Annotated in this window: 26 protein-coding genes; 8 read left to right on the top strand and 18 right to left on the bottom strand. The window is 71.5% G+C overall.

The genetic code is table 11. The features are described from left to right. Positions 1–2: 2 nt before the first annotated feature. Both DDE18_RS18255 and DDE18_RS23085 read right to left on the bottom strand, forming a co-directional pair. Complete coding sequence (locus DDE18_RS18255) at positions 3–1,073, bottom strand: 3-isopropylmalate dehydrogenase (RefSeq protein WP_116573712.1); 1,071 nt, start codon at positions 1,071–1,073, stop codon at positions 3–5. An 11-nt stretch (positions 1,074–1,084) separates the two neighbouring features. Beyond that, complete coding sequence (locus DDE18_RS23085) at positions 1,085–1,237, bottom strand: hypothetical protein (RefSeq protein WP_165821226.1); 153 nt, start codon at positions 1,235–1,237, stop codon at positions 1,085–1,087. A 234-nt stretch (positions 1,238–1,471) separates the two neighbouring features. Between DDE18_RS23085 and DDE18_RS18250 the strand changes: the two genes are divergently transcribed. Then, a complete protein-coding gene (locus DDE18_RS18250; protein ID WP_116573711.1) occupies positions 1,472–2,038 on the top strand; it encodes an O-methyltransferase in 567 nt (188 codons plus the stop codon). An 88-nt stretch (positions 2,039–2,126) separates the two neighbouring features. On the opposite strand, the gene DDE18_RS18245 is transcribed toward DDE18_RS18250, so the two are convergent. Both DDE18_RS18245 and yczE read right to left on the bottom strand, forming a co-directional pair. After that, positions 2,127–3,170: a DNA polymerase IV gene (locus tag DDE18_RS18245; protein ID WP_170313298.1), complete on the bottom strand. Its 1,044-nt coding sequence runs from the start codon at positions 3,168–3,170 to the stop codon at positions 2,127–2,129. A gap of 131 nt (positions 3,171–3,301) precedes the next feature. Beyond that, a complete protein-coding gene (gene yczE / locus DDE18_RS18240; RefSeq protein WP_116573710.1) occupies positions 3,302–3,967 on the bottom strand; it encodes a membrane protein YczE in 666 nt (221 codons plus the stop codon). A 61-nt stretch (positions 3,968–4,028) separates the two neighbouring features. Here yczE and yczR point away from each other — a divergent pair, with 61 nt between their 5' ends. Continuing rightward, on the top strand, positions 4,029–5,471 hold the full coding sequence (gene yczR / locus DDE18_RS18235; RefSeq protein WP_116573767.1) for a MocR-like transcription factor YczR: 1,443 nt from the start codon (positions 4,029–4,031) through the stop codon (positions 5,469–5,471). A 13-nt stretch (positions 5,472–5,484) separates the two neighbouring features. On the opposite strand, the gene serA is transcribed toward yczR, so the two are convergent. Continuing rightward, positions 5,485–7,071, bottom strand: coding sequence for a phosphoglycerate dehydrogenase (serA, locus tag DDE18_RS18230; protein WP_116573709.1), 1,587 nt, complete (start codon positions 7,069–7,071; stop codon positions 5,485–5,487). 121 nt (positions 7,072–7,192) lie between these two features. Here serA and DDE18_RS18225 point away from each other — a divergent pair, with 121 nt between their 5' ends. Next, on the top strand, positions 7,193–7,765 hold the full coding sequence (locus DDE18_RS18225) for a YdeI/OmpD-associated family protein (protein WP_116573708.1): 573 nt from the start codon (positions 7,193–7,195) through the stop codon (positions 7,763–7,765). 22 nt (positions 7,766–7,787) lie between these two features. Here DDE18_RS18225 and DDE18_RS18220 read toward each other — a convergent pair whose 3' ends face one another. Continuing rightward, a complete protein-coding gene (locus tag DDE18_RS18220; protein ID WP_116573707.1) occupies positions 7,788–8,498 on the bottom strand; it encodes a DsbA family oxidoreductase in 711 nt (236 codons plus the stop codon). Between the two features lie 140 nt (positions 8,499–8,638). On the opposite strand from DDE18_RS18220, the gene DDE18_RS18215 reads away from it, so the two are divergent. Next, positions 8,639–9,571, top strand: a complete 933-nt coding sequence (locus tag DDE18_RS18215) for an ABC transporter ATP-binding protein (protein ID WP_170313297.1) — start codon at positions 8,639–8,641, stop codon at positions 9,569–9,571. Next, positions 9,568–10,380, top strand: a complete 813-nt coding sequence (locus DDE18_RS18210) for an ABC-2 transporter permease (protein ID WP_116573705.1) — start codon at positions 9,568–9,570, stop codon at positions 10,378–10,380. Before DDE18_RS18215 ends, DDE18_RS18210 begins: the two co-directional genes overlap by 4 nt. Positions 10,381–10,394: 14 nt before the next feature. Here the strand turns inward: DDE18_RS18210 and DDE18_RS18205 are convergent, their stop codons facing one another. The 7 genes from DDE18_RS18205 to DDE18_RS18175 all read right to left on the bottom strand — a co-directional run bounded on the left by DDE18_RS18205 (position 10,395) and on the right by DDE18_RS18175 (position 16,654). Continuing rightward, positions 10,395–10,796, bottom strand: a complete 402-nt coding sequence (locus DDE18_RS18205; protein WP_116573704.1) for a VOC family protein — start codon at positions 10,794–10,796, stop codon at positions 10,395–10,397. 74 nt (positions 10,797–10,870) lie between these two features. Beyond that, entirely contained in the window at positions 10,871–11,896 is a 1,026-nt protein-coding gene (gene ilvC / locus DDE18_RS18200) for a ketol-acid reductoisomerase (protein WP_116573703.1), read from the bottom strand. Between the two features lie 47 nt (positions 11,897–11,943). Then, positions 11,944–12,486: an acetolactate synthase small subunit gene (gene ilvN / locus DDE18_RS18195; RefSeq protein WP_116573702.1), complete on the bottom strand. Its 543-nt coding sequence runs from the start codon at positions 12,484–12,486 to the stop codon at positions 11,944–11,946. Beyond that, positions 12,486–14,228 (bottom strand): acetolactate synthase large subunit, encoded by a 1,743-nt coding sequence (locus DDE18_RS18190; RefSeq protein ID WP_116573701.1) that lies wholly within the window; start codon positions 14,226–14,228, stop codon positions 12,486–12,488. Before DDE18_RS18190 ends, ilvN begins: the two co-directional genes overlap by 1 nt. 269 nt (positions 14,229–14,497) lie before the next feature. Further along, on the bottom strand, positions 14,498–15,169 hold the full coding sequence (locus DDE18_RS18185) for a 4a-hydroxytetrahydrobiopterin dehydratase (protein WP_116573766.1): 672 nt from the start codon (positions 15,167–15,169) through the stop codon (positions 14,498–14,500). A gap of 38 nt (positions 15,170–15,207) precedes the next feature. Next, positions 15,208–15,624, bottom strand: a complete 417-nt coding sequence (locus DDE18_RS18180) for a VOC family protein (protein ID WP_116573700.1) — start codon at positions 15,622–15,624, stop codon at positions 15,208–15,210. A gap of 4 nt (positions 15,625–15,628) precedes the next feature. Beyond that, positions 15,629–16,654 (bottom strand): S66 family peptidase, encoded by a 1,026-nt coding sequence (locus DDE18_RS18175; RefSeq protein ID WP_116573699.1) that lies wholly within the window; start codon positions 16,652–16,654, stop codon positions 15,629–15,631. Between the two features lie 9 nt (positions 16,655–16,663). Between DDE18_RS18175 and DDE18_RS18170 the strand changes: the two genes are divergently transcribed. Then, positions 16,664–17,146 carry a DUF6973 domain-containing protein gene (locus DDE18_RS18170; RefSeq protein ID WP_133241266.1) on the top strand — a complete coding sequence of 161 codons (483 nt, stop codon included), beginning with the start codon at positions 16,664–16,666 and terminating at the stop codon, positions 17,144–17,146. A gap of 94 nt (positions 17,147–17,240) precedes the next feature. After that, positions 17,241–17,864: a hypothetical protein gene (locus DDE18_RS18165; RefSeq protein ID WP_116573697.1), complete on the top strand. Its 624-nt coding sequence runs from the start codon at positions 17,241–17,243 to the stop codon at positions 17,862–17,864. Here the strand turns inward: DDE18_RS18165 and kynU are convergent. Genes kynU through ilvD form a run of 3 tightly spaced genes read right to left on the bottom strand, consistent with a single transcriptional unit; the run spans position 17,861 to position 22,255 of the window. Further along, entirely contained in the window at positions 17,861–19,120 is a 1,260-nt protein-coding gene (gene kynU, locus DDE18_RS18160) for a kynureninase (RefSeq protein ID WP_116573696.1), read from the bottom strand. The two genes, DDE18_RS18165 and kynU, sit on opposite strands and share 4 nt — an antisense overlap. Positions 19,121–19,132: 12 nt before the next feature. Then, positions 19,133–20,476, bottom strand: a complete 1,344-nt coding sequence (locus DDE18_RS18155; RefSeq protein ID WP_133241265.1) for a hypothetical protein — start codon at positions 20,474–20,476, stop codon at positions 19,133–19,135. A gap of 60 nt (positions 20,477–20,536) precedes the next feature. Then, a complete protein-coding gene (gene ilvD, locus DDE18_RS18150) occupies positions 20,537–22,255 on the bottom strand; it encodes a dihydroxy-acid dehydratase (RefSeq protein WP_116573694.1) in 1,719 nt (572 codons plus the stop codon). A 400-nt stretch (positions 22,256–22,655) separates the two neighbouring features. On the opposite strand from ilvD, the gene DDE18_RS18145 reads away from it, so the two are divergent. Beyond that, on the top strand, positions 22,656–23,237 hold the full coding sequence (locus DDE18_RS18145; protein WP_116573693.1) for a dihydrofolate reductase family protein: 582 nt from the start codon (positions 22,656–22,658) through the stop codon (positions 23,235–23,237). Here the strand turns inward: DDE18_RS18145 and DDE18_RS18140 are convergent. Together DDE18_RS18140 and DDE18_RS18135 are read right to left on the bottom strand one after the other, a co-directional pair. Next, positions 23,230–23,700, bottom strand: coding sequence for an SRPBCC family protein (locus DDE18_RS18140; RefSeq protein WP_116573692.1), 471 nt, complete (start codon positions 23,698–23,700; stop codon positions 23,230–23,232). The two genes, DDE18_RS18145 and DDE18_RS18140, sit on opposite strands and share 8 nt — an antisense overlap. A 27-nt stretch (positions 23,701–23,727) precedes the next feature. Next, positions 23,728–24,849, bottom strand: a complete 1,122-nt coding sequence (locus DDE18_RS18135) for a WD40/YVTN/BNR-like repeat-containing protein (protein WP_116573691.1) — start codon at positions 24,847–24,849, stop codon at positions 23,728–23,730. Positions 24,850–24,890 lie beyond the last annotated feature (41 nt).

Here is a 24,890-nt window from a genome sequence, read left to right as displayed (position 1 = left end):
GGTCACGATAGCCGGGCGGCGATCGCGTCGCCGACCTCGGAGGTAAGCCGCTCCCCCGCGCCCTGCCTCTCGGTCAGGTCGGCGAGGACCGCGCCCTCGACGGCGGCCGCGGCGCCGTCGTACCCGAGGTGCTCGAGGAGCAGCGCGGTGGACAGGATCGCGGCCGTGGGATCGGCCTTCTGCTGGCCCGCGATGTCGGGCGCGGAGCCGTGCACCGGCTCGAACATCGACGGCGTGGTGCGGTCGGGGTTGACGTTGCCGCTGGCGGCCAGGCCGATGCCTCCGGTGATGGCGGCGGCGAGGTCGGTGATGATGTCGCCGAAGAGGTTGTCGGTGACGATCACGTCGAAGCGCGCCGGGTTGACGGTCATGTGGATCATCGCCGCGTCGATGTGCATGTAGTCGGTCTCGACGTCGGGGAACTCGCGGCCCACGGCCTCGAAGAGGCGCCACCACACCGAGCCGGCGTGGACGAGGACGTTGGTCTTGTGGACCAGGGTGAGCTTCTTGCGCGGGCGCTTGCTGGCACGGGCGAAGGCGTCGCGGACGACGCGCTCCACGCCGAAGGCGGTGTTGACGCTGACCTCGGTGGCCACCTCCGCCGGGGTGCCGACGCGCAGGGCGCCGCCGTTGCCGGTGTAGGGGCCCTCGGTGCCCTCGCGGACGACGACGAAGTCGACCTCGCCGGGCTCGGCCAGCGGGCTCACGCTGCCGGGGAAGAGCCGCGACGGGCGGAGGTTGACGTAGTGGTCGAGCTCGAAGCGCAGCCGCAGCAGCAGGCCGCGCTCCAGGATGCCCGGCGGCAGGTGGGGGTCGTTGGGCTTGCCGCCCACCGCACCGAGCAGGATCGCGTCGTGCTCACGGATCTCCGCGAGGACGCTGTCCGGCAGCACCTCTCCGGTGGCGAGGTAGCGCTCGGCGCCGAGCTCGTAGTGGGTCTGCTCGAACTTGACCGGCACGGAGACCGCCTCGAGGACCTTGAGGGCCTCCGGCGTCACCTCCTGGCCGATGCCGTCGCCGGGAATGACGGCGAGGCGGACAGTCGCGGGGCTCTGGGACGAGGTGTCGGTCATGCTGCCCGAGGCTAGTTGTCGTCCGGGCGCTGGCCGCCGCTGTCTCGCAGGTCAAGCGAGGCCTGGACCGCCTGGACGGTGGCTTCGATGCTGTGCGGGTTCTCGGGGTCGTGGCTGGCGGGTCCCCAGTCGGGGTACATCGAGTACATCGCGGTGCTCCTCATGCGTGTGGGCCTGGATCCTCTGTCGATCGAGAGGGAGATCACGAGGCCTCGCGCAACGCCGCAACACCGCGGCGAGGTGGCCTCGTGTCAGGCCTCGCCGCGGCTGGCGATGAGTACGCAGAACTGCCGCATAGTGGGTCGAGGCTAATGCCGGACACGTCGGTCGCGCAGCCGATATCCCCGAAATACCCAAGATCTGAGACGTAGGTGCCGCCGTGGAAGACTCGACATGCCATGAGTGCCCCTCCCGAGCTGCCCGAGATCGTCTCCCGCGCGTTCGCCGTGTCCCGCCAGGCTGGCTACGTCTCCTTCTGCCGCAACGAGACCGGCCGGCTGCTGGCGACCCTGGCCGCCACCCGCGGCGGCACCCTGGCCGAGTTCGGCACCGGCTGCGGTGTCGGCACCGCGTGGCTGCGCAGCGGCGTACGCAACGGGGCGCGCATCCTCACCGCGGAGAAGGACAAGCGGCTGGCGAAGGCCGCCGCGAAGATCTTCGAAGACGACCCGCACGTCGAGGTGCTCGAGGCCGACTGGTCGACGCTGCACCAGCGGGGTCCGTACTCGCTGATCTTCCTGGACTCCGGTGACCCGGAGTCGGTGCGCGTCGACGCGGTCGTCGACCTGCTCGAGCCGGGCGGCATCGTCGTGCTCGACGACTTCACTCCGTGCGAGCAGTGGCCGCCGATCACCTACGGACGGGTCGACACGCTGCGCGAGGAGTGGCTCACCGACGAGCGGTTCACCGCCGTCGAGGTGATGATCGCGCCCGACGCCTCGGCGATCGTCGCCACCCGCCGCTGACGCCGAGTCGGCGCATCTGCACGCGCGTTGGGTGCCGAGTCGGCGCATCTGCACGCTCGTTGGGTGCCGAGTCGGCGCATCTGCACTCTCAATAGCCGCCCTCCGGAGGGACCATCTCGGCGCGCACGCCCAGCAGCCGGATCGGCCGGTCGTCGTCCAGCGCGGCGAGCAGGTCGAGCGCGGTGTCGGCGATCATGTCGGCGTCGTACGTCGGCTCCGCGAGCTTGCGGATGCGCGTGGTCGTGAAGAACGGCTTGAACCGGACCTTGAGGTGGACGCGCGCGCAGGCCCGACCCTCCCGCTCGATGTCCTCGACCACGCGGCGCGCGAGCTCGCGCACCGCGGCGTCGACCTCCTCGGGCGTCTCGAGGTCACGCTGGTAGGTCGTCTCGCGGCCGTGTGCCCGCGGCACCCAGGGGGTGTCGTCGACGTGGTGGCGGCCGTGTCCGCGGCCGAGGTCGCGGAAGTAGGGGCCGGTGTTGGGTCCGAACTCACCGACCAGCTCGTCGACGGCGGCAGACGCCAGCTCGGCGACCGTGCGGATGCCGAGCGACTCCAGCCGGGCTCCGATCCGCGGTCCGACGCCCCACAGCGCCGTGGTCGGCCGCTCCCCCATCACCTCGACCCAGTTGTCCTCGGTGAGCACGAAGGTGCCCTGCGGCTTGCCGAATTCGGTGGCGATCTTGGCGCGGACCAGGGTGTCGCCGATGCCGATGGAGCAGTGCAGGTCCGTTGCCGCGAGCACCTCCGCCTGCAGGGCGTGGGCCGTCGCGACGGGATCCTCGGTCTCGATCCCGACGAAGGCCTCGTCCCAGCCGAGCACCTCGACCACCGCGCCCGGGTGGGCCCGCAGCGTCGCCATCACCTGCGCCGAGGCGGCCTCGTAGACCGGGAAGTCGACCGGCAGGAAGACGGCGTCCGGGCACTTGCGGGCGGCGATCCGCAGGGGCATCCCGGAGCGGATGCCGAACTCGCGAGCCTCGTAGGACGCGGTCGACACCACCGCACGCTCCGTCGGATCGCCCCGCCCGCCGACGACGACCGGCTTGCCCCGCAGCTCCGGCCGGCGGAGCAGCTCGACAGCGGCCAGGAACTGGTCCATGTCGACGTGCAGCACCCAGGGCCGTGGCATGCGTCGATCATGCCCGAGCAGATGCGCCGACTCGACGCCCCCACAGCGAGCAGATGCGCCGACTCGACGCGTCCGTGGTGAGCAGATGCGCCGACTCGACGCGTCCGTGGTGAGCAGATGCGCCGACTCGGTCAGGCGGGCGGGGTGGGCAGGTCGACGATGAGGCTGGGGAGCATCAGCTGGGTGAGCGGCCCGATGGCCAGCGCGTAGAGGACGGTGCCCAGGCCGAGCACGCCGCCGAGCGCCAGGCCGAGCAGCACGACGGTGACCTCGAGCGCGGTGCGCACCAGCCGCAGCGAGAGGCCGGTCCGGCGCGCCAGCCCGGTCATCAGCCCGTCGCGCGGACCGCGGCCGAACTGCGCCCCGATGTAGAGGGCGCTCGCCAGCCCGCAGAGGGCGACGCCGCCGATCATCAGGCCTACCCGGGCGACCAGCGAGTCGGGCCGGTCGAGGACGGCGAGGGTGGCGTCGGCGGCGAGCCCGACGAGGACGGCGTTCGCGATCGTGCCGATGCCCGGCTTCTCCCGCAGCGGGATCCAGAGCAGCAGCACCACGAAGCTGAAGAGCACGACCGCCTGCCCGAGCGTCATCGGCACGTGCCGGATGAAGCCGGAGTGCAGCACGTCCCAGGGCGCGAGGCCGAGGTCGCCGCGCACCATCAGCGCGAGCGAGACCCCGTAGAGCCACAGCCCGACGACCAGCTGCGGGAGCCGGCGCACGAGGCGGCCGGCACGCAGCTGTGCGAGCGGACCGAGGTCGACGAGGGCGATCGGGGGCGTGGTCACGGTGGCGGACATGGCCCCATGCTCCCGGGGATTGGCCTTTGATAACATAGCCAATCGTGGAACAGTGGCCTTCATGGCCACCAACATCAGTGCCCGACGCGTAGCCAGTCTGGTCGGCGACTTCGACACCTCCCCGGCGTACGCCGGCCTCGCCGACGCCCTGCGCCTGCTGATCGGCGACGGCCGCATCGGCCTGGACGTCCGGCTGCCGAGCGAGCGCGAGCTCACCGAGGCGATCGGCGTCAGCCGCACCACCGTCACCCGGGCCTACGCGCTGCTGCGCGAGAGCGGGTACGCCGAGGCGCGGCAGGGGTCGGGCACGTTCACCCGGGTCCCGGGCGGCCGTCGGCGCGCCCACGACCGGGCGTTCTATCCCGGCTCCGCCGGCGAGGACGCGATCGACCTCAACTGCGCGGCGCCGTCCGCTCCCCCGGGCCTGGCCGCCGCCTACGCCGCCGCGGCCGAGGAGATCCCGGCGCACCTCGGCGGCCACGGCTACTTCCCCTACGGCCTGCCGGTGCTGCGCGAGGCGATCGCCGCGACGTTCGAGGCGCGCGGCCTGCCCACCCACCCCGACCAGGTCATGGTGACCGCGGGGGCCCTGGCCGGTGCCTCCATCGTGGCGCAGGCCTTCACCGGACCCGGCGATCGCGTCGTCGTCGAGTCGCCGACCTACCCCAACGCCACCGCCGCGATCCGCCACGCCGGCGCTCGCGTGGTGCCCGCCCCGGTCGACCCCGACGGCTGGGACATCGACGCGCTGTCGGCCGTGGTGCGCCAGGCCGCGCCCCGGCTGGCCTACCTGATCCCCGACTTCCAGAACCCCACCGGCCACCTGATGTCCGACACCCAGCGCGAGCAGCTGGCCGGGACGCTGCGCGGGTCGCGCACGCTCGCTGTGGTCGACGAGGCCCACCAGGCCCTGGCCCTGGACCCGGTCGACATGCCGCGCCCGTTCGCGTCGTACAGCCCCGATGCCATCACCATCGGCAGTGCCAGCAAGTGCTTCTGGGGCGGGCTGAGGCTCGGCTGGCTGCGGGCACCGCTCGAGCAGATGGAGCGGCTGCTCACCGCACGCACCGGGCTCGACCTCGGCGCTCCCGTCCTCGAGCAGCTGGTGCTCACCCACCTGCTCACCGACACGCAGGGGATCCGCGAGGCCCACCTGGTTCGGCTGCGTGACCAGCGCGACGCCCTCGTCGGCGCGGTGCGCGCGGAGCTGCCGGAGTGGCGCTTCCGGGTGCCTGCCGGGGGGCTCGTGCTGTGGTGCGAGCTGCCCGCTGCCCTCGGCACCGCGCTGACCGCCGAAGCCGAGCGCCAGGGCGTGGTTCTGGCGCCGGGACCGGTCTTCGCCGTCGAGGGCGGACTCGACCGCTTCGTGCGGCTGCCGTGGACCCGGCCGGCCGACGAGCTGGTGGAGGCCGTACGCCGCCTCGCCGCTGCGTGGGCGGAGGTGCGCGAGACGACGAAGGCCCGGGGCCCCGGTCGTCCGGGGCGCCCGGGCCTGGTCGCCTAGCGCTCGCTCGAGCTCAGTCGAGGGCGACGAAGCGCACCGAGGCCGCGGAGATCGCGGTCTCGATCTCGGCGAGCGTCTCGGTGGGGATGGCCGAGTCGACCGACAGCGCCACCAGGGCCTGGCCGCCCTTGTTCTCGCGGGAGACCTGCATGCCGGCGATGTTGACCCCGGCGTCGCCGAGGATGCCGCCGACCGTGCCGACCATGCCGGGGCGGTCGGCGTAGGTGAAGAACGCGAGGTGCTCGGTGGGCTCGATGTCGATGTCGAAGCCATTGACCTCGACCAGCCGCTCCTTCTGGTGGATGCCGATGAGGGTGCCGCTCACCGAGACCTGCGAGCCGTCGGCAAGGGTGCCGCGGATCGTGATCAGGTTCCGGTGGTCGGGGCTCTCGGCGTTGGTGACCAGGCGTACGGCGGTGCCGCGCTCGGCCGCCAGGAGCGGGGCGTTGACGTAGGAGACCTGGTCCTCGACGACGTCGGTGAAGACACCCTTGAGCGCCGCCAGCTCGAGCACCTTGACGTCGAACTCGGTGATCTCGCCACGGACCTCGACGTCGATCTGCTGGGCGACCTCGCCGGCCAGGCCGGTGAAGAGGCGGCCGAGCTTCTCGGTCAGCGGGATGCCGGGCCGGACGTCCTCGGCGATCACGCCGCCCTGGACGTTGACGGCGTCGGGCACGAGCTCGCCCGAGAGCGCGAGGCGCACCGACTTGGCGACGGCGATGCCGGCCTTCTCCTGGGCCTCGTCGGTGGAGGCGCCGAGGTGGGGCGTGGCGACGACGTTCTCCAGCTCGAAGAGCGGGCTGTCGGTGCACGGCTCGGTCGCGAAGACATCGAGGCCGGCGGCCGCGATGGAGCCGGTCTTGAGCGCGTCGTAGAGGGCCGCCTCGTCCACGATGCCGCCGCGCGCGGCGTTGACGAGGACGAGCGACTGCCTGGCCCTGGCGAGCTGCTCGGCACCGATCAGGCCGACCGTCTCGGGGGTCTTGGGCAGGTGCACGCTCATGAACTCGGCCTCGGCGAGCAGGGTGTCGAGGTCGACGAGCCGGACGCCCATCTGCGCCGCGCGGCCGGCCTGCACGTAGGGGTCGTAGGCGATGACCTTCATGCCGAAGGCGCTCAGGCGCTGGGCGACGAGCACGCCGATGCGGCCGAGGCCGACGATGCCGACGGTCTTCTCGTAGAGCTCGATGCCGGTGTACTTCGACCGCTTCCACTCGCCGTTCTTCAGCGCGGCGTGCGCGGGGCTGATGTGGCGCGCGGCGGCGAGCATCAGTGCGACCGCGAGCTCGGCGGCGCTCACGATGTTGGACGTCGGGGCGTTGACCACCATCACGCCGGCCTGCGTGGCCGCCTTGACGTCGACGTTGTCGAGACCGACACCGGCGCGGGCGACGACCTTGAGCCGCTTGGCGGCGGCGAGCGCCTCGGCGTCCACCTTGGTCGCGGAGCGCACCAGGATCGCGTCGACGTCGGCGATCGCGGGGATCAGCTCGGCGCGGTCGGCACCGTTGCAGGTGCGGATCTCGAAGTCCGGGCCCAGCGCCTCGACGGTGGCGGGGCTGAGCTCTTCGGCGATGAGTACGACGGGCTTGGTCACAGCAGGTCCTCGAGTGGGAAGTCGTGATGAGCGGGTGCACGACGCTGTGCTTGCCCCACCCTAACCGACGGTCGGGCCCTGAGCTTCACGCGTTCCGTCAGCCGGTCCTAGGGTGCAGCCCATGGGAGTGATGGACGAGGCGGAGCGCGTCGAGCCGGCGTCCGCTGAGGAGTGGGGCGACTGGCTCGCCGCCCACCACGCCGACACCCGAGGCGTCTGGCTGGTCAACCGTCGCCGGGCCGCCGACCAGGCGTTCGGCTACGAGGAGTCCGTGCTCGAGGCGCTGCGCTTCGGGTGGGTCGACTCGACCCAGCGGCCGCTCGACGACGACCGCTCGATGATGTGGTTCGCCCCGCGTCGGCCCGACAGCCTGTGGACCCGGCCCAACAAGGAGCGCGTCGCGCGGCTCCAGGCCGAGGGACGGCTCGAGGCCGCCGGACTCGCGGCCGTCGAGCAGGCCAGGGCCAACGGCAACTGGACGCTGCTCGATCCCGTCGAGGACGGGATCGTGCCGGACGACCTGGCCGCGGCGCTCGACGCCCTGCCCGGAGCACGCGAGCACTGGGACGCGTTCCCGGCCTCCGCCCAGAAGGCCGCCCTGACCTGGATCGTGACGGCGAAGAAGCCGGAGACGCGGGCGGCGCGCGTCGCCCAGACCGCCGCGAAGACGGCCCAGGGCGAGCGACCTCGCTAGCCGTCGGCCCGCGAGGGCGCCGTCAGATGGCGCAGCCGTCCGGGCCGCAGGCACCGTCCGCGTCGCCGCCGACGAGCTGGACGGCCGGATGCGAGTCGGCCCATGCGCGCTCGAGCACCTGGGTGAAGACCTCGACGGGCTGGGCGCCCGAGACGCCGTACTTCGAGTCGACGACGTAGAACGGCACGCCAGTCGCGCCGAGGGACTGCGCGCGCTCGATGTCGGTCCACACCTCGTCGGCGTACTCGTTGCTGCCCAGCACGCGGTCGACCGCCGCCGCGTCCAGGCCTGCGCCGACCGCGACCTCGCGGAGGACGCCGTGGTCGGCCACGTTGCGGGCCTCGATGAAGTACGCCGCCAGCAGCGCCTCCTTGAGCGCCGACTGCAGCTGCAGACCACCGTCGTGGAGCGCCAGGTGGAGCAGGCGGTGGGCGTCGAGCGTGCCGACCCGCAACGAGGAGTGGTGGCGCCAGATCATGCCCTCCTCGGCCGCGACGGCCTCGACGCGGTCGATCATCTGCTTGCCGGCGGCCGGGCCTCCGCCGTACTTGCGGCCCAGCGCCTCCGCGACGGTCTCGACCGGCTCGTCCGGCGCGCCGGGGTCGAGCTGGTAGGAACGCCAGACGACCTCGACCCCTCCGTCGTGCCCGAAGGACGCCAGGGCCTTCTCCAGCCGGCGCTTGCCGATGTAGCACCACGGGCAGACGACGTCGCTCCAGATCTCGATGCGCATGACGGCGGCAACGCCGCGATCCCCGACGATGTTCCCCGCCGACCCGAGGCCACCCCGACTCCGTCTCAGGGATCTGCGGGGGCAGGCGCGGGTGGCTTCCCCGATGTGCGGGTGGGCGCGCCCGGGCGAGGGTGAGGCCCATGATCACAGTCGAGTCACTCACCCGGGCGTACGGCGGCTTCACGGCCGTCGACGACGTCTCCTTCATCGCCCGGCCCGGCCGGGTCACCGGCTTCCTGGGCCCCAACGGCGCCGGAAAGTCCACCACCATGCGGGTCATGGTCGGGCTCACCGAGCCCACCTCCGGCCGCGCCACCATCCTCGGTCGCCGCTTCGCCGAGCTGCCCAACCCGGCCCGGGAGGTCGGCGTCCTGCTCGACGCCTCGGCCCAGCACGCCGGACGCACCGGTCGCGAGATCCTGCGCATCGCCGCCCTGACGATGGGCCTCCCGTCGACCCGCGTCGACGAGATGCTCGCGCTCGTCGGGCTCACCGAGGAGGAGGCGGGCCGCCGGGTCCGCCACTACTCGCTCGGCATGCGGCAGCGACTGGGCATCGCCACGGCGCTGCTCGGCGACCCCGAGGTGCTCATCCTCGACGAGCCGGCCAACGGCCTCGACCCGGCCGGCATCCGCTGGATGCGCGACCTGCTCCGCGGCTTCGCGGACGACGGCGGCACGGTGCTGCTCTCCTCGCACCTCCTGCACGAGATCGAGGTCATCGCAGACGACCTCGTCGTCATCGGCCACGGCCGGATCGTCGCCGAGGGGACGAAGGACGCGCTGCTCGCCAGCGGCGAGACCCTGGTCCGCGCCGACGACCTCGCCGCCCTGGCCCGCGCCCTCGACGCCGTGGGGCTCGAGGCCACCGCCGCCGGGGACGCCCTCCTCGTCGCCGCCGAGCCCGCCGACGTGGGGCGCACGGCGTACGCCGCCGGCATCGCCGTCACCGAGCTGCGCGCCGCCGACGGCGCCCGCCTCGAGGAGATGTTCCTCGAGCTCACCGCCTCCACCCAGCGCGACGGGCTGGGCAACGACCTGGCAGACCACTCCGACGAAGGACAGGCAGCATGAGCACCCTCACCCTCGACCCGACCGTCGCCACGCAAGCGCGCCCCCCGCGCGCAGAGCCGGCGCCGATCCCGTTCCGCCGCGTGCTCCTCGTCGAGCTGCGCAAGATGTTCGACACCCGCTCCGGGTTCTGGCTGATGGCCAGCATCGTCGTGGCCTCCGTGATCGCCACGGCGCTCACGGTGCTGCTCGGCGACCGCGAGACGCTCAGCTTCGACTCCTTCGCGGCAGCCGTCGGCAGCCCGATGTCGATCGTGCTGCCGATCATCGGCGTCCTGGCCGTCACCAGCGAGTGGAGCCAGCGGACGGCGCTGACGACGTTCACCCTGGTGCCCAGCCGGCCCCGGGTGATCGGCGCCAAGGCCGTCAACGTGCTCGCGATCGGCGCGCTCTCGATGCTGGTCGCCCTCGCGATCGGCGCGCTCGGCAACCTGGTGACAGCCGCGATCACCGGCAACGAAGCGGTCTGGGACATCACCGCCGGGACCTTCAGCCAGATCGTGCTGGCCAACGAGCTGGGCATGATGCTCGGTTTCGCGCTCGGGCTGCTCCTCCGCAGCTCGCCGGCGGCCGTGGTCGGCTACTTCGTGGTCAACCTGGTGCTGCCCGGACTCTCCAGCGCCCTGGCCTCCAGCCAGCAATGGTGGGCCGAGAACGCCGGCTGGTTCGACCTCAACGCGACCCGCTTCCTGCTCTTCGACAGCACGCTCACCACCCAGGAGTGGACCCAGCTCGCGATCACCTCGGGGCTCTGGATCGTGCTGCCCCTGGCCATCGGCCTGCGTCTGGTGTTGAGGTCGGAGGTCAAGTAGGCCCCGGTGCCCGGTCAGCCCGCGTCGTGGGTGAACAGGCAGAAGGTGTGGCCGGCCGGGTCGGCGTAGACCCGCAGCGGCTCCTCCGGGTCGTCGGACCGGTCGAGTCGCACGACAGCTCCGAGCTCGAGCGCGCGCTGGTGGCTCTCCTCCAGGTCGGCCCGGGAGTCGACCACCAGGTCGAGGTGCACCTGCTGGGGGATCTCGGCTGAGGGCCAGGTGGTCGGTGGCAGCTCCTCGACCTCCTGGAACGCGAGCCGCTGACCGGCCGGCCCGACGATCGCGCGCCAGTCGGTGAACTCCTCGATGTCGTAGCCCTCGGGGTAGGACCACCCCAGCAGCAGGCGGTAGAACTCCGCGAGCCGGGGCACGTCGGTGGTGTCGAGGACGACGCTGCGTAGCTGTGGGTGGGCCATGTGCGCAACCCTGCCACGAAGCGCCGACACCCCCGGCTCCACCGGAGCCGGGGGTGTCGCGGGTCAGGCGAGGGTCAGCGGGCGGCGGAGCCCTCGGTGTAGTCGGAGTCCTCCTGCTTCCACGCGAAGTGGGAGCGCAGCAGGCGGCCGGTGGCCTCGATCGAGTGGCCGGCCTCCTCCTCGCGCAGCTTGAGGAACTCGGCGGCGCCGTTGTCCTGGTCGTCGATGAAGCGCTTGGCGAAGGAGCCGTCCTGGATGTCGGTGAGGATCGCCTTCATGGAATCCTTGACCTGCGGGGTGATCACCCGCGGGCCCGAGACGTAGTCGCCGTACTCGGCCGTGTCGGAGACCGACCAGCGCTGCTTGGCGATGCCGCCCTCCCACATCAGGTCGACGATCAGCTTGAGCTCGTGCAGCACCTCGAAGTAGGCGATCTCGGGCTGGTAGCCCGCCTCGGTGAGGGTCTCGAAGCCGGCCTGCACCAGGTGGGAGACGCCACCGCAGAGGACGGCCTGCTCGCCGAACAGGTCGGTCTCGGTCTCCTCGGTGAAGGTGGTCTTGATGACGCCGGCGCGGGTGCCGCCGATCGCCTTGGCGTAGGACTTCGCCAGCTCCCACGCGGTGCCCGACGCGTCCTGCTCGACGGCGATGATGTCCGGGATGCCGCGGCCCGCGACATACTCGCGGCGCACCGTGTGGCCGGGCGCCTTCGGAGCCACCAGGATCACGTCGACACCGGCCGGCGGCTCGATGTAGCCGAAGCGGATGTTGAAGCCGTGGCCGAAGACCAGCGTGTCGCCCTCGGTGAGGTGCGGCTCGATCGACTCCTTGTAGAGGTGGCGCTGCACCTGGTCGGGCGCGAGGACGACGATGACGTCGGCCTCCTCCACGGCCTCGGCCGGGGTCAGCACACGCAGGCCCTCGTCCTCGGCCTTCGGGCGGCTCTTCGAGCCCTCCGGCAGGCCGACGCGGACGTCCACGCCGGAGTCGCGCAGGTTGAGGGCGTGGGCGTGGCCCTGGCTGCCGTAGCCGATGACCGCGACGCTCTTGCCCTGGATCAGGGACAGGTCGGCGTCGTCGTCGTAGAAAATCTCAGCCACTGGGGGCTCTCCTTCTTGTCGTGTGACTCTGGGTTGTCTGGGTGGGTCTAGCCGATGGCGGACGGCGGGGCGGGGACGACGACCGGACGCAGCGGCCGCTCGCTGATCGAGCGGGAGCCGCGGCCGATGGCCACCATGCCCGACTGCACGAGCTCGCGGATGCCGAGGGGCTCCAGCACGCGCAGCAGGTCGGCGAGCTTGTCGGCGTTGCCGACGGCCTGGATGGTCACCGCGTCGGGCGAGACGTCGACGACCTTGGCACGGAACAGCTGCACCGCGTCCAGTACGACGCCGCGCGTCGTCGCGTCGGCCTTCACCTTGACCAGGAGCAGCTCACGCCGCACCGAGGCGGCGCCGTCGAGCTCGACAATCTTGAGGACCTCGACGAGCTTGTTGAGCTGCTTGGTGACCTGCTCGAGCGGCGATTCCTCGACGTTGACCACGATGGTCATCCGCGAGACCTCGGGGTGCTCGGTCGGGCCGACAGCGAGGCTGTCGATGTTGAAGCCGCGGCGGCTGAACAGGCCGGCGATCCGGGCCAGGACGCCCGGCTTGTTCTCCACCAGGACGGACAGGGTGTGCTTGGACATCACAGATCGTCCTCGTCGAACTCGGGCGCCAGGTCGCGCGCATACTTGATGTCGTCGTTGCTGGTGCCGGCGGCCACCATCGGCCACACCATCGCGTCCCGGTGGACCCGGAAGTCCACCACGACCGGCTGGTCGTCGATCGCCATCGCCTTCTCGATCGTGGCGTCCACGGCGTCGGGGCTGTCGCAGGCCAGGCCCACGCAGCCGTAGGCCTCGGCCAGCTTGACGAAGTCGGGGATGCGTTTGGAGTGGAGGTCGGTGTTGGAGTAGCGCTCGTTGTAGAACAGCGTCTGCCACTGGCGAACCATGCCGAGCGACTCGTTGTTGATGACCGCGACCTTGATCGGGATGTCGTTGATCGCGCAGGTGGCGAGCTCCTGGTTGGTCATCTGGAAGCACCCGTCGCCGTCGACCGCCCATACGGTCGCCTCGGGGCGGCCGACCTTCGCGCCCATCGCCGCGGGCACGGCGTACCCCATCGTGCCGAGGCCGCCGGAGTTGAGCCAGGTGTTCGGCTTCTCGTAGCGCACGAAGTGGGCGGCCCACATCTGGTGCTGGCCGACGCCGGCGCAGTAGATGGCGTCGGGCCCGGCGATCTTGCTGAGCCGCTCGAGGACGTACTGAGGGGCGAGCGAGCCGTCGGCAGGGGTGTCGTAGCCGACGGGATACTTCTGCTTCACCCCGGCGAGGAACTCGACCCAGGCCTCGTAGTCGCCGGTGTGGCCGTCCGCAGCGAGCGTGCGCAGCAGGGCCAGCAGGTCGACGAGGACCTCCTTGACGTCACCGACGATCGGCACGTCGGTGAAGCGGTTCTTGCCGATCTCAGCCGGGTCGATGTCGGCGTGGATGACCTTCGCGCCGGGCGCAAAGGAGTCGAGGTTGCCGGTGACCCGGTCGTCGAAGCGCGCGCCGAGGCTGATGATCAGGTCGCTCTTCTGCAGGCCCGCGACCGCGGCGACGGTGCCGTGCATGCCCGGCATCCCGAGGTGCTGGGGGTGGCTGTCGGGGAAGGCGCCGCGGGCCATCAGCGTGGTGACCACCGGCATGCCGGTGAAGGCGGCCAGCTCGGCGAGCTCGGCGGACGCGCCCGAGCGGATGGTGCCGCCACCGACGTAGAGCACGGGGCGCCGGGACTCGAGGATCAGCCGGGCCGCCTCCCGGATCTGCTTGCTGTGCGGCTTGGTCACCGGGCGGTAGCCGGGCAGTTGCAGCTCGGTCGGCCACACGAAGGACGTCTTCGCCTGCAGCGCCGACTTCGCAACGTCGACCAGCACCGGGCCGGGACGGCCGGTGGAGGCGATGTGGAAGGCCTCCGCCACGGTCCGCGGGATGTCGTCGGGGTTGGTGACCAGGAAGTTGTGCTTGGTGATCGGCATCGTGATGCCCCGGATGTCCGCCTCCTGGAAGGCGTCGGTGCCGATCATGCTGGCACCGACCTGGCCCGTGATCGCCACCAGCGGGACGGAGTCCATGTGGGCGTCGGCGAGCGGCGTGACCAGGTTGGTCGCGCCGGGGCCGGACGTGGCCATGCACACCCCCACGCGGCCGGTCGCCGCGGCGTACCCCTGAGCGGCGTGGCCCGCGCCCTGCTCGTGGCGCACCAGGATGTGGCGGATGCGCGTGGAGTCCATGAGGGGGTCGTACGCCGGGAGGATGGCGCCGCCGGGGATGCCGAAGATGTCCTCCACGCCCGCGGCCTCGAGGGACTTGATCAGGCTCTGTGCGCCGGTGATCTCCGTCATCGCAATCCGTTCCTCAGTCGTGCTGTGCTCAATGGTCCTGGCAACAACAGTGCCGATTCAATAAAAAAGCCCCCCGACCCGGATGGGCGACGAGGGGATGACGCGTGTGCAGCGGGCCGTGGGGCCTCAGCTCACGCGTCGCCTGCGTACGAGAATGTCGAAGCGCATGCGCCAACCGTCGCCGCCGGGGCGTTCCGGCGTCAACCCAGTCTGTCACTCGTCCCAACATCCGGTACGGCGGTCCCAGCATGTGAGGGGCGACCGCGTCGTCACCCCCGCTGCTCGGGCGTGCAGATGCAGGCGCGGTTGCCCTGCCGGTCGGCGAGCACCCAGTAGGACGGCGCGTGCGAGTCGTCGACCATCGAGCCGCCCGCCGCGAGGGCTGCGTCGATGCGGGCCTGCGCCTCGTCGTGGGCGACCCACACGTCGGGGTGCCACCGCTGCTCCACGTCGTCGGGGCCGCGCTCGTAGGCCGGGGCGCGCTCCTGGAACCAGATGGCCGGGGCCTGGCGGGTCGGGTCGCTCACCTCGCCGTCGTCGACCTTCGCGCCGGTCAGCGCAGCCCAGAACTCCACGACTTCCGAGCCGTCGTCGGGGGTGTCGAGCCCCCACTCCACCTGGGTCAGGCCCGAGGTGTTGGCCACCACGCCCGCCTCCGCCGCGAAGGCGCTGATCTGCCGCCCCAGCTCGATGTCACGCGACGTGATGCCGCCGACGTCGTGGCTGGACAGGGTGACCTTGACCATCGGGTAGGTGAGGGTGATGTCCGGGTGGTGGTCCATCTCCTCCGCCGCCGCCCCGATGCGGTCGACCAGTGCCAGGCCGGTGGCGAAGTCACGGGTGTCGAAGCGCGCCTGGAGGGTGCCCAGGACCTGGCGCCAGTCGTCGAGCCCCGCCTTCCTGACTTCCTCTGCGGTCAGCTTCTGCTTCGGATCGCTCATGGCTGCCACCTTGCCACCGGGCACCGACAGCGTCGAGGTCACGGCAGCACGGACTGACCGATCTCGCCGGGATTGAAGGCGATCTCCCAGCGGAAGCCGTCGGGGTCCGAGAAGTAGCCCGTGTAGCCGCCCCAGTCGCGCTCCTGCGCCCGCCCCACGTCGGCGGCGCCGGCGACGCGGGCCTGCTCGAGCACCCGGTCGACGCCGTCCTTCGTGGCGAGGTTGTGCGCCAGGGTGACCGGAGGGACTCCGCCGCGTGCGGGCGGCGCGCCGACCTCCGCCTGGAAGGCGCGCTCGTCCCAGAGCGACAGCACGACCTTCTCGGCCACCCGGAACATCAGCACCTCCCCCGGCACGTCGAGCTCGGGCTGCCACCCGAGGCCGTCGAGGTAGAACGCGCGCGACGCCGCCAGGTCGCGCACGGCCAGGGTCACGAAGCTCACTCGCTGGTCCATGGGCTCACTGTTCCACGCCCTGCGGCTGGATCCACTGCGTGATCTCGCGCCTGTCGCCGTCGACCACCACCTCGGCTCGGGCGCCGAGTACCAGCGGCAGGTGGGGCGGGACGTGCCCGATCTCCAGGTCCAGCACGACAGGGACGTCGAGGGAGCCCAGGGCGTCTGCCACCGCGTCGCGCTGGGTGAACCCCGCGGCATCGGGGGCGGCGGTCCTTCCGATGAGCACGGCGGCCGCGGAGTCGAACCGGCCGGCCAGCCGCAGCCCGTGCAGCATCCGGCAGACGTCGAAGGCGCCGTACTCGCAGGCCTCCAGGAAGACGAGCAGGTCGCCGTGCTCGGCGGCGAAGGCCGGCACGTCGCCGTAGGGCGTCCCGGCCAGGCTGGCGACCGTGTCCAGGCAGCCACCCACGAGGATCCCGCTCGCGGCCGCCGACCCGCCGCCGAGCACCGACCAGACGCCCGTGCCCACCCGCTTCCACGAGGTCGCCCGGCTGTCCTCCTCGAACGGCACCCAGTCGGCGACCAGGCCCGAGTCGCGCTGGGTCACCGGCCCGAGGGCATGCGCCACGTCGAGCCAGTGCACCAGCCCGTCGGGGACGACGTACGGCGTGTCCGCGAGGTTGTCGCCGTGGATGGTGGCGAGCCCGGCGCGCAGCAGCAGCGGCAGCATGTAGGTCGAGGAGTCCGAGTAGCCGACCAGCCAGGTCGGCTCGGCGGCCGCGATCGCGTCGTAGTCCAGCAGGTCGATCAGGTCGATCCCGGTCTCCCCGCCCCACGGCGGCACCACGGCGCGCACGTCGGGATCGGTCAGCATCGCGGTCAGCTCGGCGGCCCGCTGCTCCTTCGGCGCCGAGACGTGGCGGGTGCCGTCCATGCAGGCGCCGACCACCACGTCGTACCCGTGCCGGCTGAGCCAGTCGACGCAGAAGTCGATCCGCGCCGCCGCCTCGCCGCCCACGCCGCTGGACGGAGAGGTGACGCCGATGCGGTCGCCGGGGCGGAGTGGCCGTGGGACGCGGATGCTCATGCTCCGATCATGGCTGCTCGTGTCGGACCATGGCAGGCTGCCCGCATGGATCTCGGCTCGATCGGCAAGGCCGTCAAGGCAGTCACCGGTGCCCCCACCCTCTACCAGGCCGCCCGCAAGGCGGGCGCATCGCACGCCGATGCCGCCGACGTGATGGCCGCGTCGGCGACCGCCCTGAGTGTCGCGGCCGCGCGCAACGACGGCACCCCCGGGCGGCAGAACGCGATGCGCCACTTCATCTGGCAGGCCTACCTCGCCGGGCGCCACGGCCTCGAGGTCGCACAGGCGGTCGCCGCCGCGCAGGAGGACGGGCGTAACGCGCCGGTGGACTCCAGGATCGACGAGCAGAACAACGCGGTCGGCCAGCGGTACGGCGTCGCGCAGGCCGCCGAGATCCGGGAGGGCTCGATGCGCGCCGCGCTCGACCGGCTCGCCGACGTCGCCGCCGAGAAGTGGGAGGCGGGCGAGCTCGTCTGGATCCGGGGCCGCTGACCTCTACGCCCGGTGGGTACCGGTCCCGAGGCTTCGCGCCTTTGCGGAGCCGCGGGCCGGGGTGGTCCCCGACCCTGGACAGATGGAGGGAACCATGTCCAACACTGGGAGGACACGTGCTCTTGCCTCCGCCCTGATCGTCGCGCTCGCGATGATCGTGGGACTGGTCGGCGCCGGCGTGGGGAGCGCCGCTGCCGCGGGGGACGGCCGTGAGGTCGTCGGCAAGACCGCAGAGGGCAAGATGATCAGCAAGGTCGTGGGCAAGACCTCGACCGGAGACCGGGTGACCGGCTCCTTCACACCCATCAAGTTCGTCAAGCGCGACGGCAAGCTGTGGGTCAAGGGCTTCCTGGACGGCGTCGTCACGGGTGACGACGGGAGCAAGACCCTCTTCTCCGGCATCGAGAAGATGCGGGTGAAGAAGATCAACGGCGAGCGGATCACCTCCGCGCGCCAGGCCCAGCCGGCAGTGTGCGAAATCCTGCACCTGGTCCTCGGGCCGCTCCACCTGGACCTGCTGGGCCTGGTGATCGACCTCAGCCGGATCGAGCTCCGCATCGTCGCGACGCCCGGTCCGGGCAACCTGCTCGGCAACCTGCTCTGCGCGATTGCCGGCCTGCTCGACCCCGGCCCCGGCGGTGGTCTGCTGGGCAACCTGCTCACGCAGATCCGCGACCTGCTCAACCAGATCCTGGCGAGGCTGAACCTCGGACTCTAACGGGGGCTGAGCAGCACCTCGCGGACGGCCTCGAGCCCGCGGCGAACCTCCTCGAAGGACGTCGACAGCGGCGAGAGGCCGATCCGCAGGCCCCCCGGGTCCCGGTAGTCCGGTATCACGTCGCGGCGCCAGAGCTCGGCGGTCACCTCGCGCATCCGCTCGTGCTGGAGCGTGACGTGGCCGCCGCGCTGGGCGGGGTCGCGCGGGGAGGCGACGGTGACACCGAGGTCGGCGAGCCTCGCGTCCGCGAGGTCGACGGCGTACGACGTGAGGCGGCGCGACTTGTCGCGCACGGCCGCCATGCCGGCCCGGTCGATCAGCGCGAGCATGTCCTGCATCGCGAGCATCCCGACGACGGCTGGGGTGCCCGAGATGAAACGGCGCATCCCCGCTGCCGGCTGGTAGGCCGGACCCATGAGGAACGGGTCGGCGTGGCCCATCCAGCCGCGGATGGGCTGCATGAGCCTGTCCTGGTGTCGCTGGGCGACGTAGGCGAAGGCCGGTGAGCCCGGGCCGCCGTTGAGGTACTTGTAGGTGCAGCCGACCGCGAGGTCCACGCCCCACGCGTCGAGCTCGACCGGCACCGCGCCGACGGAATGGCACAGGTCCCAGAGCACGAGGGCGCCTGCGTCGTGGACGGCCGCGGTGACCGCGCGGGCGTCAGCGAGGTGGCCGGAGCGGTAGGCGACGTGGCTGAGGAGGACCAGGGCGGTCTGCTCCCCCACGACCTCGCGGACCTGGTCGAGGTTCACGCCGGCGGTGCGGTCGACGTCGATCCAGCGCACCGTGAGTCCGCGCTCCTCGGCGATGCCCTCCACCACGTAGCGGTCGGTCGGGAAGTTGTCGGTGTCGAGGACGACCTCGGTACGCCGACTTCCGGAGGTCGACTCCGCCGCGTCGACGGCCGCGCGGACGAGCTTGTAGAGCAGCACCGTCGTGGAGTCGCCGAGCGTCGTCTGGCCCGGGGCCGCGCCGAGGCAGACGCGACCGACCTCGTCGCCGAGCGTCAGCGGCAGGTCGTACCAGCGCTCGTCCCAGCCCCGGATCAGCCTGCCGCCCCACTCCTCCTCGACGAACGCCGCCAGCCGGCCGGCCGTGGCGCGCAGCGGACGGCCCAGCGAGTTGCCGTCGAAGTAGACGAGCCGGCTCTCGGCCCCCACGAACTCGTCACGGCAGGCGGCCAGCGGGTCCCGGGCGTCCAGCGCAGCGGCGTACGACGGCTGGGTCAGCTCGCCGCGGGTCACCTCGTTCGGCATGGAGCCACTCTCTCAGGCCTCGGCGAGCAGCAGCGACAGGCTCCAGACGAGGGCGCCGAACGCGACGGTCGCGACCTGCGCGGTGCGCGTGCGGCCGTCGACCAGCAGGGCGAAGCAGCCCACCAGCCAGGGCACGAGCGACATGCCGTAGCGCGGCGGCAGGGAGACGTACTGCCCCGTCGTCACCACGATGGCCAGCGAGAGCGCCGGCCCCGCGAGCAGGCAGCCGAGCAGCCCGGCGAGCGCCAGCAGCCGGTCGTAGGCCTCGCTGGACCGGGCGAGGAGCAGGCCGACGCCACCGCCGATGATCACCATCACCGTAAGCACGTAGACCGAGTCACCGTAGGGACCCGCGACCGCCGGAGCCAGGGCACCGGCCGCGACGTTGGGCAGGAACACGAAGGCGTCGGTGAAGAGGTAGCGCGGCTCGAACGGCAGGCCGACCCCGTGGTCGGCCACCTCACCGACGGCCAGCGCGGCTCGCACCGCCAGCCACGCCGCCTGGCAGGCGACTCCCACCACCACGGCCGAGACGGCCGCCAGCAGCCGACGGTCGAGCAGCCACGCGCGCAGCCGGGCGGCGAAGGAACCGGCCGACCGCGCGTCGTACGCCGCCAGCAGCACGAGGTAGATGGCCGCAGCCGCCACGGCGGCGAGGTTCTGCACCTTGAAGAGGGTGAAGACTCCTGCCGCGACGACGAGGAGGACGAGCGGCAGCGTCCGGCTGCGACGGGCCTCCATCGCCAGGAGGAACATGGCGGCGCCGGCCAGCAGGGCGGTGGCATCGGTGGAGATGTAGGTGTGCGCCCAGTAAGCCGGCAGCGAGCCGGCCAGCACGAGGCAGGACCCGCCGGCGACGGCCGGTGCGACGCCACGCCGGCGCAGGGCGACGTAGAGCAGGATCACCGCGGCGGCCAGCCACAACCCGCCGACGAGGCGGCCGGCGTCGAGGAAGCCCACTCCGGCCCAGACGAACGGCTGGGCCGCCACTCGGGTGATCAGGAAGTACGCCGGCGTGTAGATGTCCGCACTGGTCAGGCCACCGAGCGGGTAGATCTCGCCACCGGCGTTGCGCTGCCCGCAGGCCTTCTGGTTCGGCGGCGGGCCGGCGACGCGGATCCCGTCGCAGGACATCGTCCGGCGAGCGAAGAGGCCTGTCTTCTCGCCCTGGCGCACCACCCCGTGGTCGAGGACCTTGGCGTAGTAGTCGCTGTAGACGAACTCGTCGATCGGCGACATCGACGCGTGCTCGGAGACGTGCCTGGCCGAGAAGACCATGCTCGCCACCAGCAGCCCGACGACCACCGCCAGATCGACCCATCGCCGTCGACCAGTCCCCCGTGCCCCTTCAGTCATGGGCGGGAGCGTATCCACTGCGTCACCGGACGCTGCGTCACCGGACTACTGGTCACTGGACTACTGGGTCACGGCTCCATGCGCGGCGGACTGCACGACCTTGGCGTACTTGCCCAGCACGCCGCGGGTGTACTTCGGCGGGTTGGGTGCCCAGTCGACCTTGCGGTCCTCCCAGGACTCCGAGCCATCGGCGAGCTCGACTTCCAGGGTCCGGTTGGCGACGTCGAGGGTGATCTGGTCGCCGTCGCGGACGAAGGCGATGGGTCCGGCGTCCACAGCCTCGGGGGCGATGTGCCCGACGCACAGCCCGGTCGTGCCACCGGAGAAGCGACCGTCGGTGATCAGCAGGACGTCCTTGCCGAGGCCGGCCCCCTTGATGGCGCCGGTGATCGCAAGCATCTCGCGCATGCCGGGACCGCCCTTGGGGCCCTCGTAGCGGATCACGACCACGTCGCCAGGCAGGATCCTGCCCTCGGCGAGCGCGTCCAGGGCGGCGCGCTCGCCGTCGAAGACCCGCGCAGTGCCGCGGAAGACCGACTCGTCGAAGCCGGCCGACTTCACGACCGCACCCTCGGGGGCCAGCGAGCCCTTGAGGATGGTGAGGCCGCCGGTCTTGTGGATCGGCCGGTCGAGACTGCGGATCACCTCGTCGTCCAGCCCGGGCGGGGCGATGTCGGCGAGGTTCTCGGCCAGGGTCTTGCCCGTCACCGTGAGGCAGTCGCCGTGCATGAGGCCGGCGTCGAGCAGCGCCTTCATCACCACAGGGATGCCGCCGATCTTGTCGACGTCGTTCATGACGTACTTGCCGAACGGCTTGAGGTCGCCCAGGTGGGGCACCTTGTCGCCGACCCGGTTGAAGTCATCGAGGGTCAGGTCGACCTCCGCCTCGCGGGCGATCGCGAGCAGGTGGAGCACCGCGTTGGTGGAGCCGCCGAGCGCCATGACCACGGTGATGGCGTTCTCGAACGCCTCCTTCGTCATGATCTGGCGGGCGGTGATGCCCTGACGGAGCAGCTCGACCACCGCCTCGCCGGACTTGTGGGCGAAGCCGTCGCGACGGCGGTCGACGGCCGGTGGGGCGGCACTCCCCGGCAGTGACATGCCGAGCGCCTCGCCGACGGCGGCCATGGTGTTGGCGGTGTACATGCCGCCGCAAGCGCCCTCGCCCGGGCAGATCGCCCGCTCGATGCGGTCGACCTCCTCCCTGGTGATCTTGCCGGCCAGGCACGCCCCGACCGCCTCGAACGCGTCGATGATCGTGACGTCCTTGCCGTCGACGTTGCCGGGCATGATCGAGCCGGCGTAGAGGAAGACGCTCGCGAGGTCGAGGCGGGCCGCCGCCATCAGCATGCCGGGCAGGCTCTTGTCGCAGCCGGCCAGCAGCACCGAGCCGTCGAGCCGCTCGGCCATCATCACCGTCTCGACCGAATCGGCGATCACCTCCCGGCTCACCAGCGAGAAGTGCATGCCCTCGTGGCCCATCGAGATGCCGTCCGACACCGAGATCGTGCCGAACTCGAGCGGGTAGCCGCCCGCCGCGTGCACGCCGTTCTTCACGGCCTTCGCCAGCCGGTCGAGGCTGAGGTTGCACGGCGTGATCTCGTTCCAGCTGGACGCCACGCCGATCTGAGGCTTCTCCCAGTCGTCGTCGCCCATGCCGACCGCCCGCAGCATGCCCCGTGCGGCAGCCTTCTCGAGGCCGTCGGTGACGTCGCGGGAACGGGGCTTGATGTCCGGGGCGGCGGGTCGGTCCGCGGGTCGGTCCTGGGTGGCGCTCATGGGCGCGAGCCTACTTCCGCCCTCGGCAGGCGGCTGCGGCCGTCTCGCCCTCAGGGCGCTGGCTCGCCCGGCGTCTCCATGCGCTTCTCTCCGCGCTTCTCTCCGCTCGCGGGCCAGCTCGCGGGCGAGGTCTCTGATGTCCTGCCGATCAACCAGGTCCTGATGGGTGGGGTGGTCGGCGCTCATGGATCCCAGCCCAGCGCGGCCGACCGACATTCGGCGTCCCCCTGTCCACAGGCCCCCGCACACGCTCCGCCAGGCGCTAGCTTCTGGCCCGCTGGGCGGGCCAGAAGCTAGCGTCGAGAAGGACCCCGGCTGAAGCCCCGAAACCGGTCTGTCGTATCCCGCCCTCCTCATTCGTGGAGAGGATGACCGAACCCCTCACTCAAGGAGCACTCCCATGCGCACCCTCATCGTCACCGCCTTCATGTCCCTCGACGGCGTCGTCGAGGCACCCGGCGGGGAGCCGGGCTACCGCAACTCCGGCTGGACCTTCAAGGCTGTCGACTTCGTCCCCGAGGCCTACGAGCTCAAGGGCACCGAGCAGGAGGAGACCACGGCGCTCCTGCTGGGCCGGGTCTCCTATGAGGCCTTCGCGCCGGTCTGGCCGAAGATGGAGGAGTTCGCGACCTACAACGCGATGCCGAAGTACGTGGTCTCCACGACGCTCGAGGCCAAGACGGTCGAGCAGGCCGAGCACAGCTGGGGCGAGGTGCACATCCTCCGCTCCCTGGACGACGTCGCAGCCCTGAAGGAGACCGAGGGCGGGCCGATCGCCGTCCACGGCAGCGCGACCCTGGCCCGCACCCTCGCGGACGCCGGCCTGGTCGACCGCTATCACCTGCTCGTCTTCCCGCTCCTCCTCGGCGCGGGGAAGCGACTCTTCAGCGACGCCGACAAGGACGCGCAGAAGCTACGACTGGTCGACCACGCTGCCTACTCCAACGGCATCCAGAAGCAGGTGTTCGAGTTCATCAGGTGACTTCGGCGGCAGCCTTGAGCCGGGCGAGTCCCTTCTCGAAGTCCTTGCCGATCGCCTTGTCGAAGAACAGGGCACCGGCGACGGCCATCAGCACGTTGCGCTCCCCCGACATCGTCCAGGTGACGTCGGTGCCGGCGCCGGTCGGCTTGAGGTCGTAGCGGGTGGTGTTGCGGGCCTTGAAGGGCTTGAGGAACTCGAGGTCGATCACGACCCGCCCGGGGCCTGATCCGGGCGGGTCGGACTCCACGATCTCCATGCTGCCCTGGCCCGCCTTCTTGTTGCCGCTCCACTCGTAGCGGGAGCCGACACCGCGCTCGGGGCCGGAGTAGGTGCGCTTGAGGTCTGGGTCGAGGTCCTCCCAGGGCGACCACTTCCGCCACGCGCGGAAGTCCTCGATCAGTGCGTGGACAACGGCAGGGTCGGCGGCGATCGTCGTCGACCGTGCTGTGGAGAACGAAGGCACGGGGCCGTCCTTCCAGTCGGGAGCCAGTCAGTCGATGGCCGCGGCGCGCACGACCATCACGTCAGGCAGGTCCTTGTGGATCTCCCGCCAGGTCTCACCCTCGTCGGCCGAGGCCCAGACGCCCCCGTTGCGGCCTCCGAAGTAGAGGCCGACGGTGTCGTGGTCGTCCGTGCACAGCGCGTCGCGCATCACCGCGGCGTAGTACTCGTCCGGCAGCATGCCCTCACCGAGCGGCTCCCACGACGCGCCCGCGTCGGTGGTGCGCCAGACGCGCGCCTTGCCGTCGACGGGCCAGCGGCCGCCGGCGTCGGCGATCGGGAAGTTGTACGCCGTGTCCGGCTGGTGCGGGTGCACGACCACCGCGAAGCCAAACTCGGTCGGCAAGCCGCCATCCTCGGACAGGTGGGCGATGTCCTGCCACGACTCGCCGCCGTCGTCGGAGCGGTAGACGCCCCCGTGGTTCTGGAGGAACAGCTGGTCCGGTTTGCCGGGGTGCCGCGCGACCTTGTGCACGCACTGGCCGAACTCGGGGTAGTGCCGCTCCCCCGGCATGAACTCGGCCTTGATCCCCTTGTTGGACGCCACCCATGTCGCGCCGCCGTCGGAGGTGCGATAGACGCCGCCGGTGGAGATCGCGGCCAGCACGGAGTCGGGGTCGGTGGGGTGCGGCAGGATGGTGTGGAACGCCTGCCCGCCGTAGCCCTCGTTCCACTCGGTGCGGTGCGGGTGGTCCCACAGCCCGCGCACCAGCTCGAAGGTCTCGCCGCGGTCGGTGGACCTGAAGATCGCGCCGGGCTCGGTGCCGGCCCAGACCACGCCGTCCTCGGCGCCGGGCTGCAGCTGCCAGACCCTCGCGAGGGTGGCCGGGGTGCCATCGGCGAGCAGCGCGTCGTCGGGGAAGCGCACCGCCCCGTTGGGCGTCTCCTCCCAGGTCTGTCCGAGGTCGTCGGAGCGCCACACCTGCGGGCCGAGCCAGCTCGACGACGCCCCGGCGAGGATGCGCGGAGTCGACCCCCGCTTGTCCAGGAGGACGCTGTAGACCTCCTCCATCTGGAAGTGCGGACCCGTCCACTCCCATTCCAGCCGGGCCTCGTCGGAGGTGCCCAGCCACAGACCCTTGCGGGTGCCGACCATCAGCAGCGTCCTCATGGATGCCTCCCTCATGCCTCGAATGAGCCAGTGTTGCGGTG

It is taken from the genome of Nocardioides gansuensis, from assembly GCF_003076135.1.
In the GTDB taxonomy this organism is placed as follows: Bacteria; Actinomycetota; Actinomycetes; order Propionibacteriales; family Nocardioidaceae; genus Nocardioides; species Nocardioides gansuensis.
The sequence above is the reverse complement of the archived record's forward strand: the minus strand, read 5'-3'. Positions and strand labels throughout refer to the sequence as shown.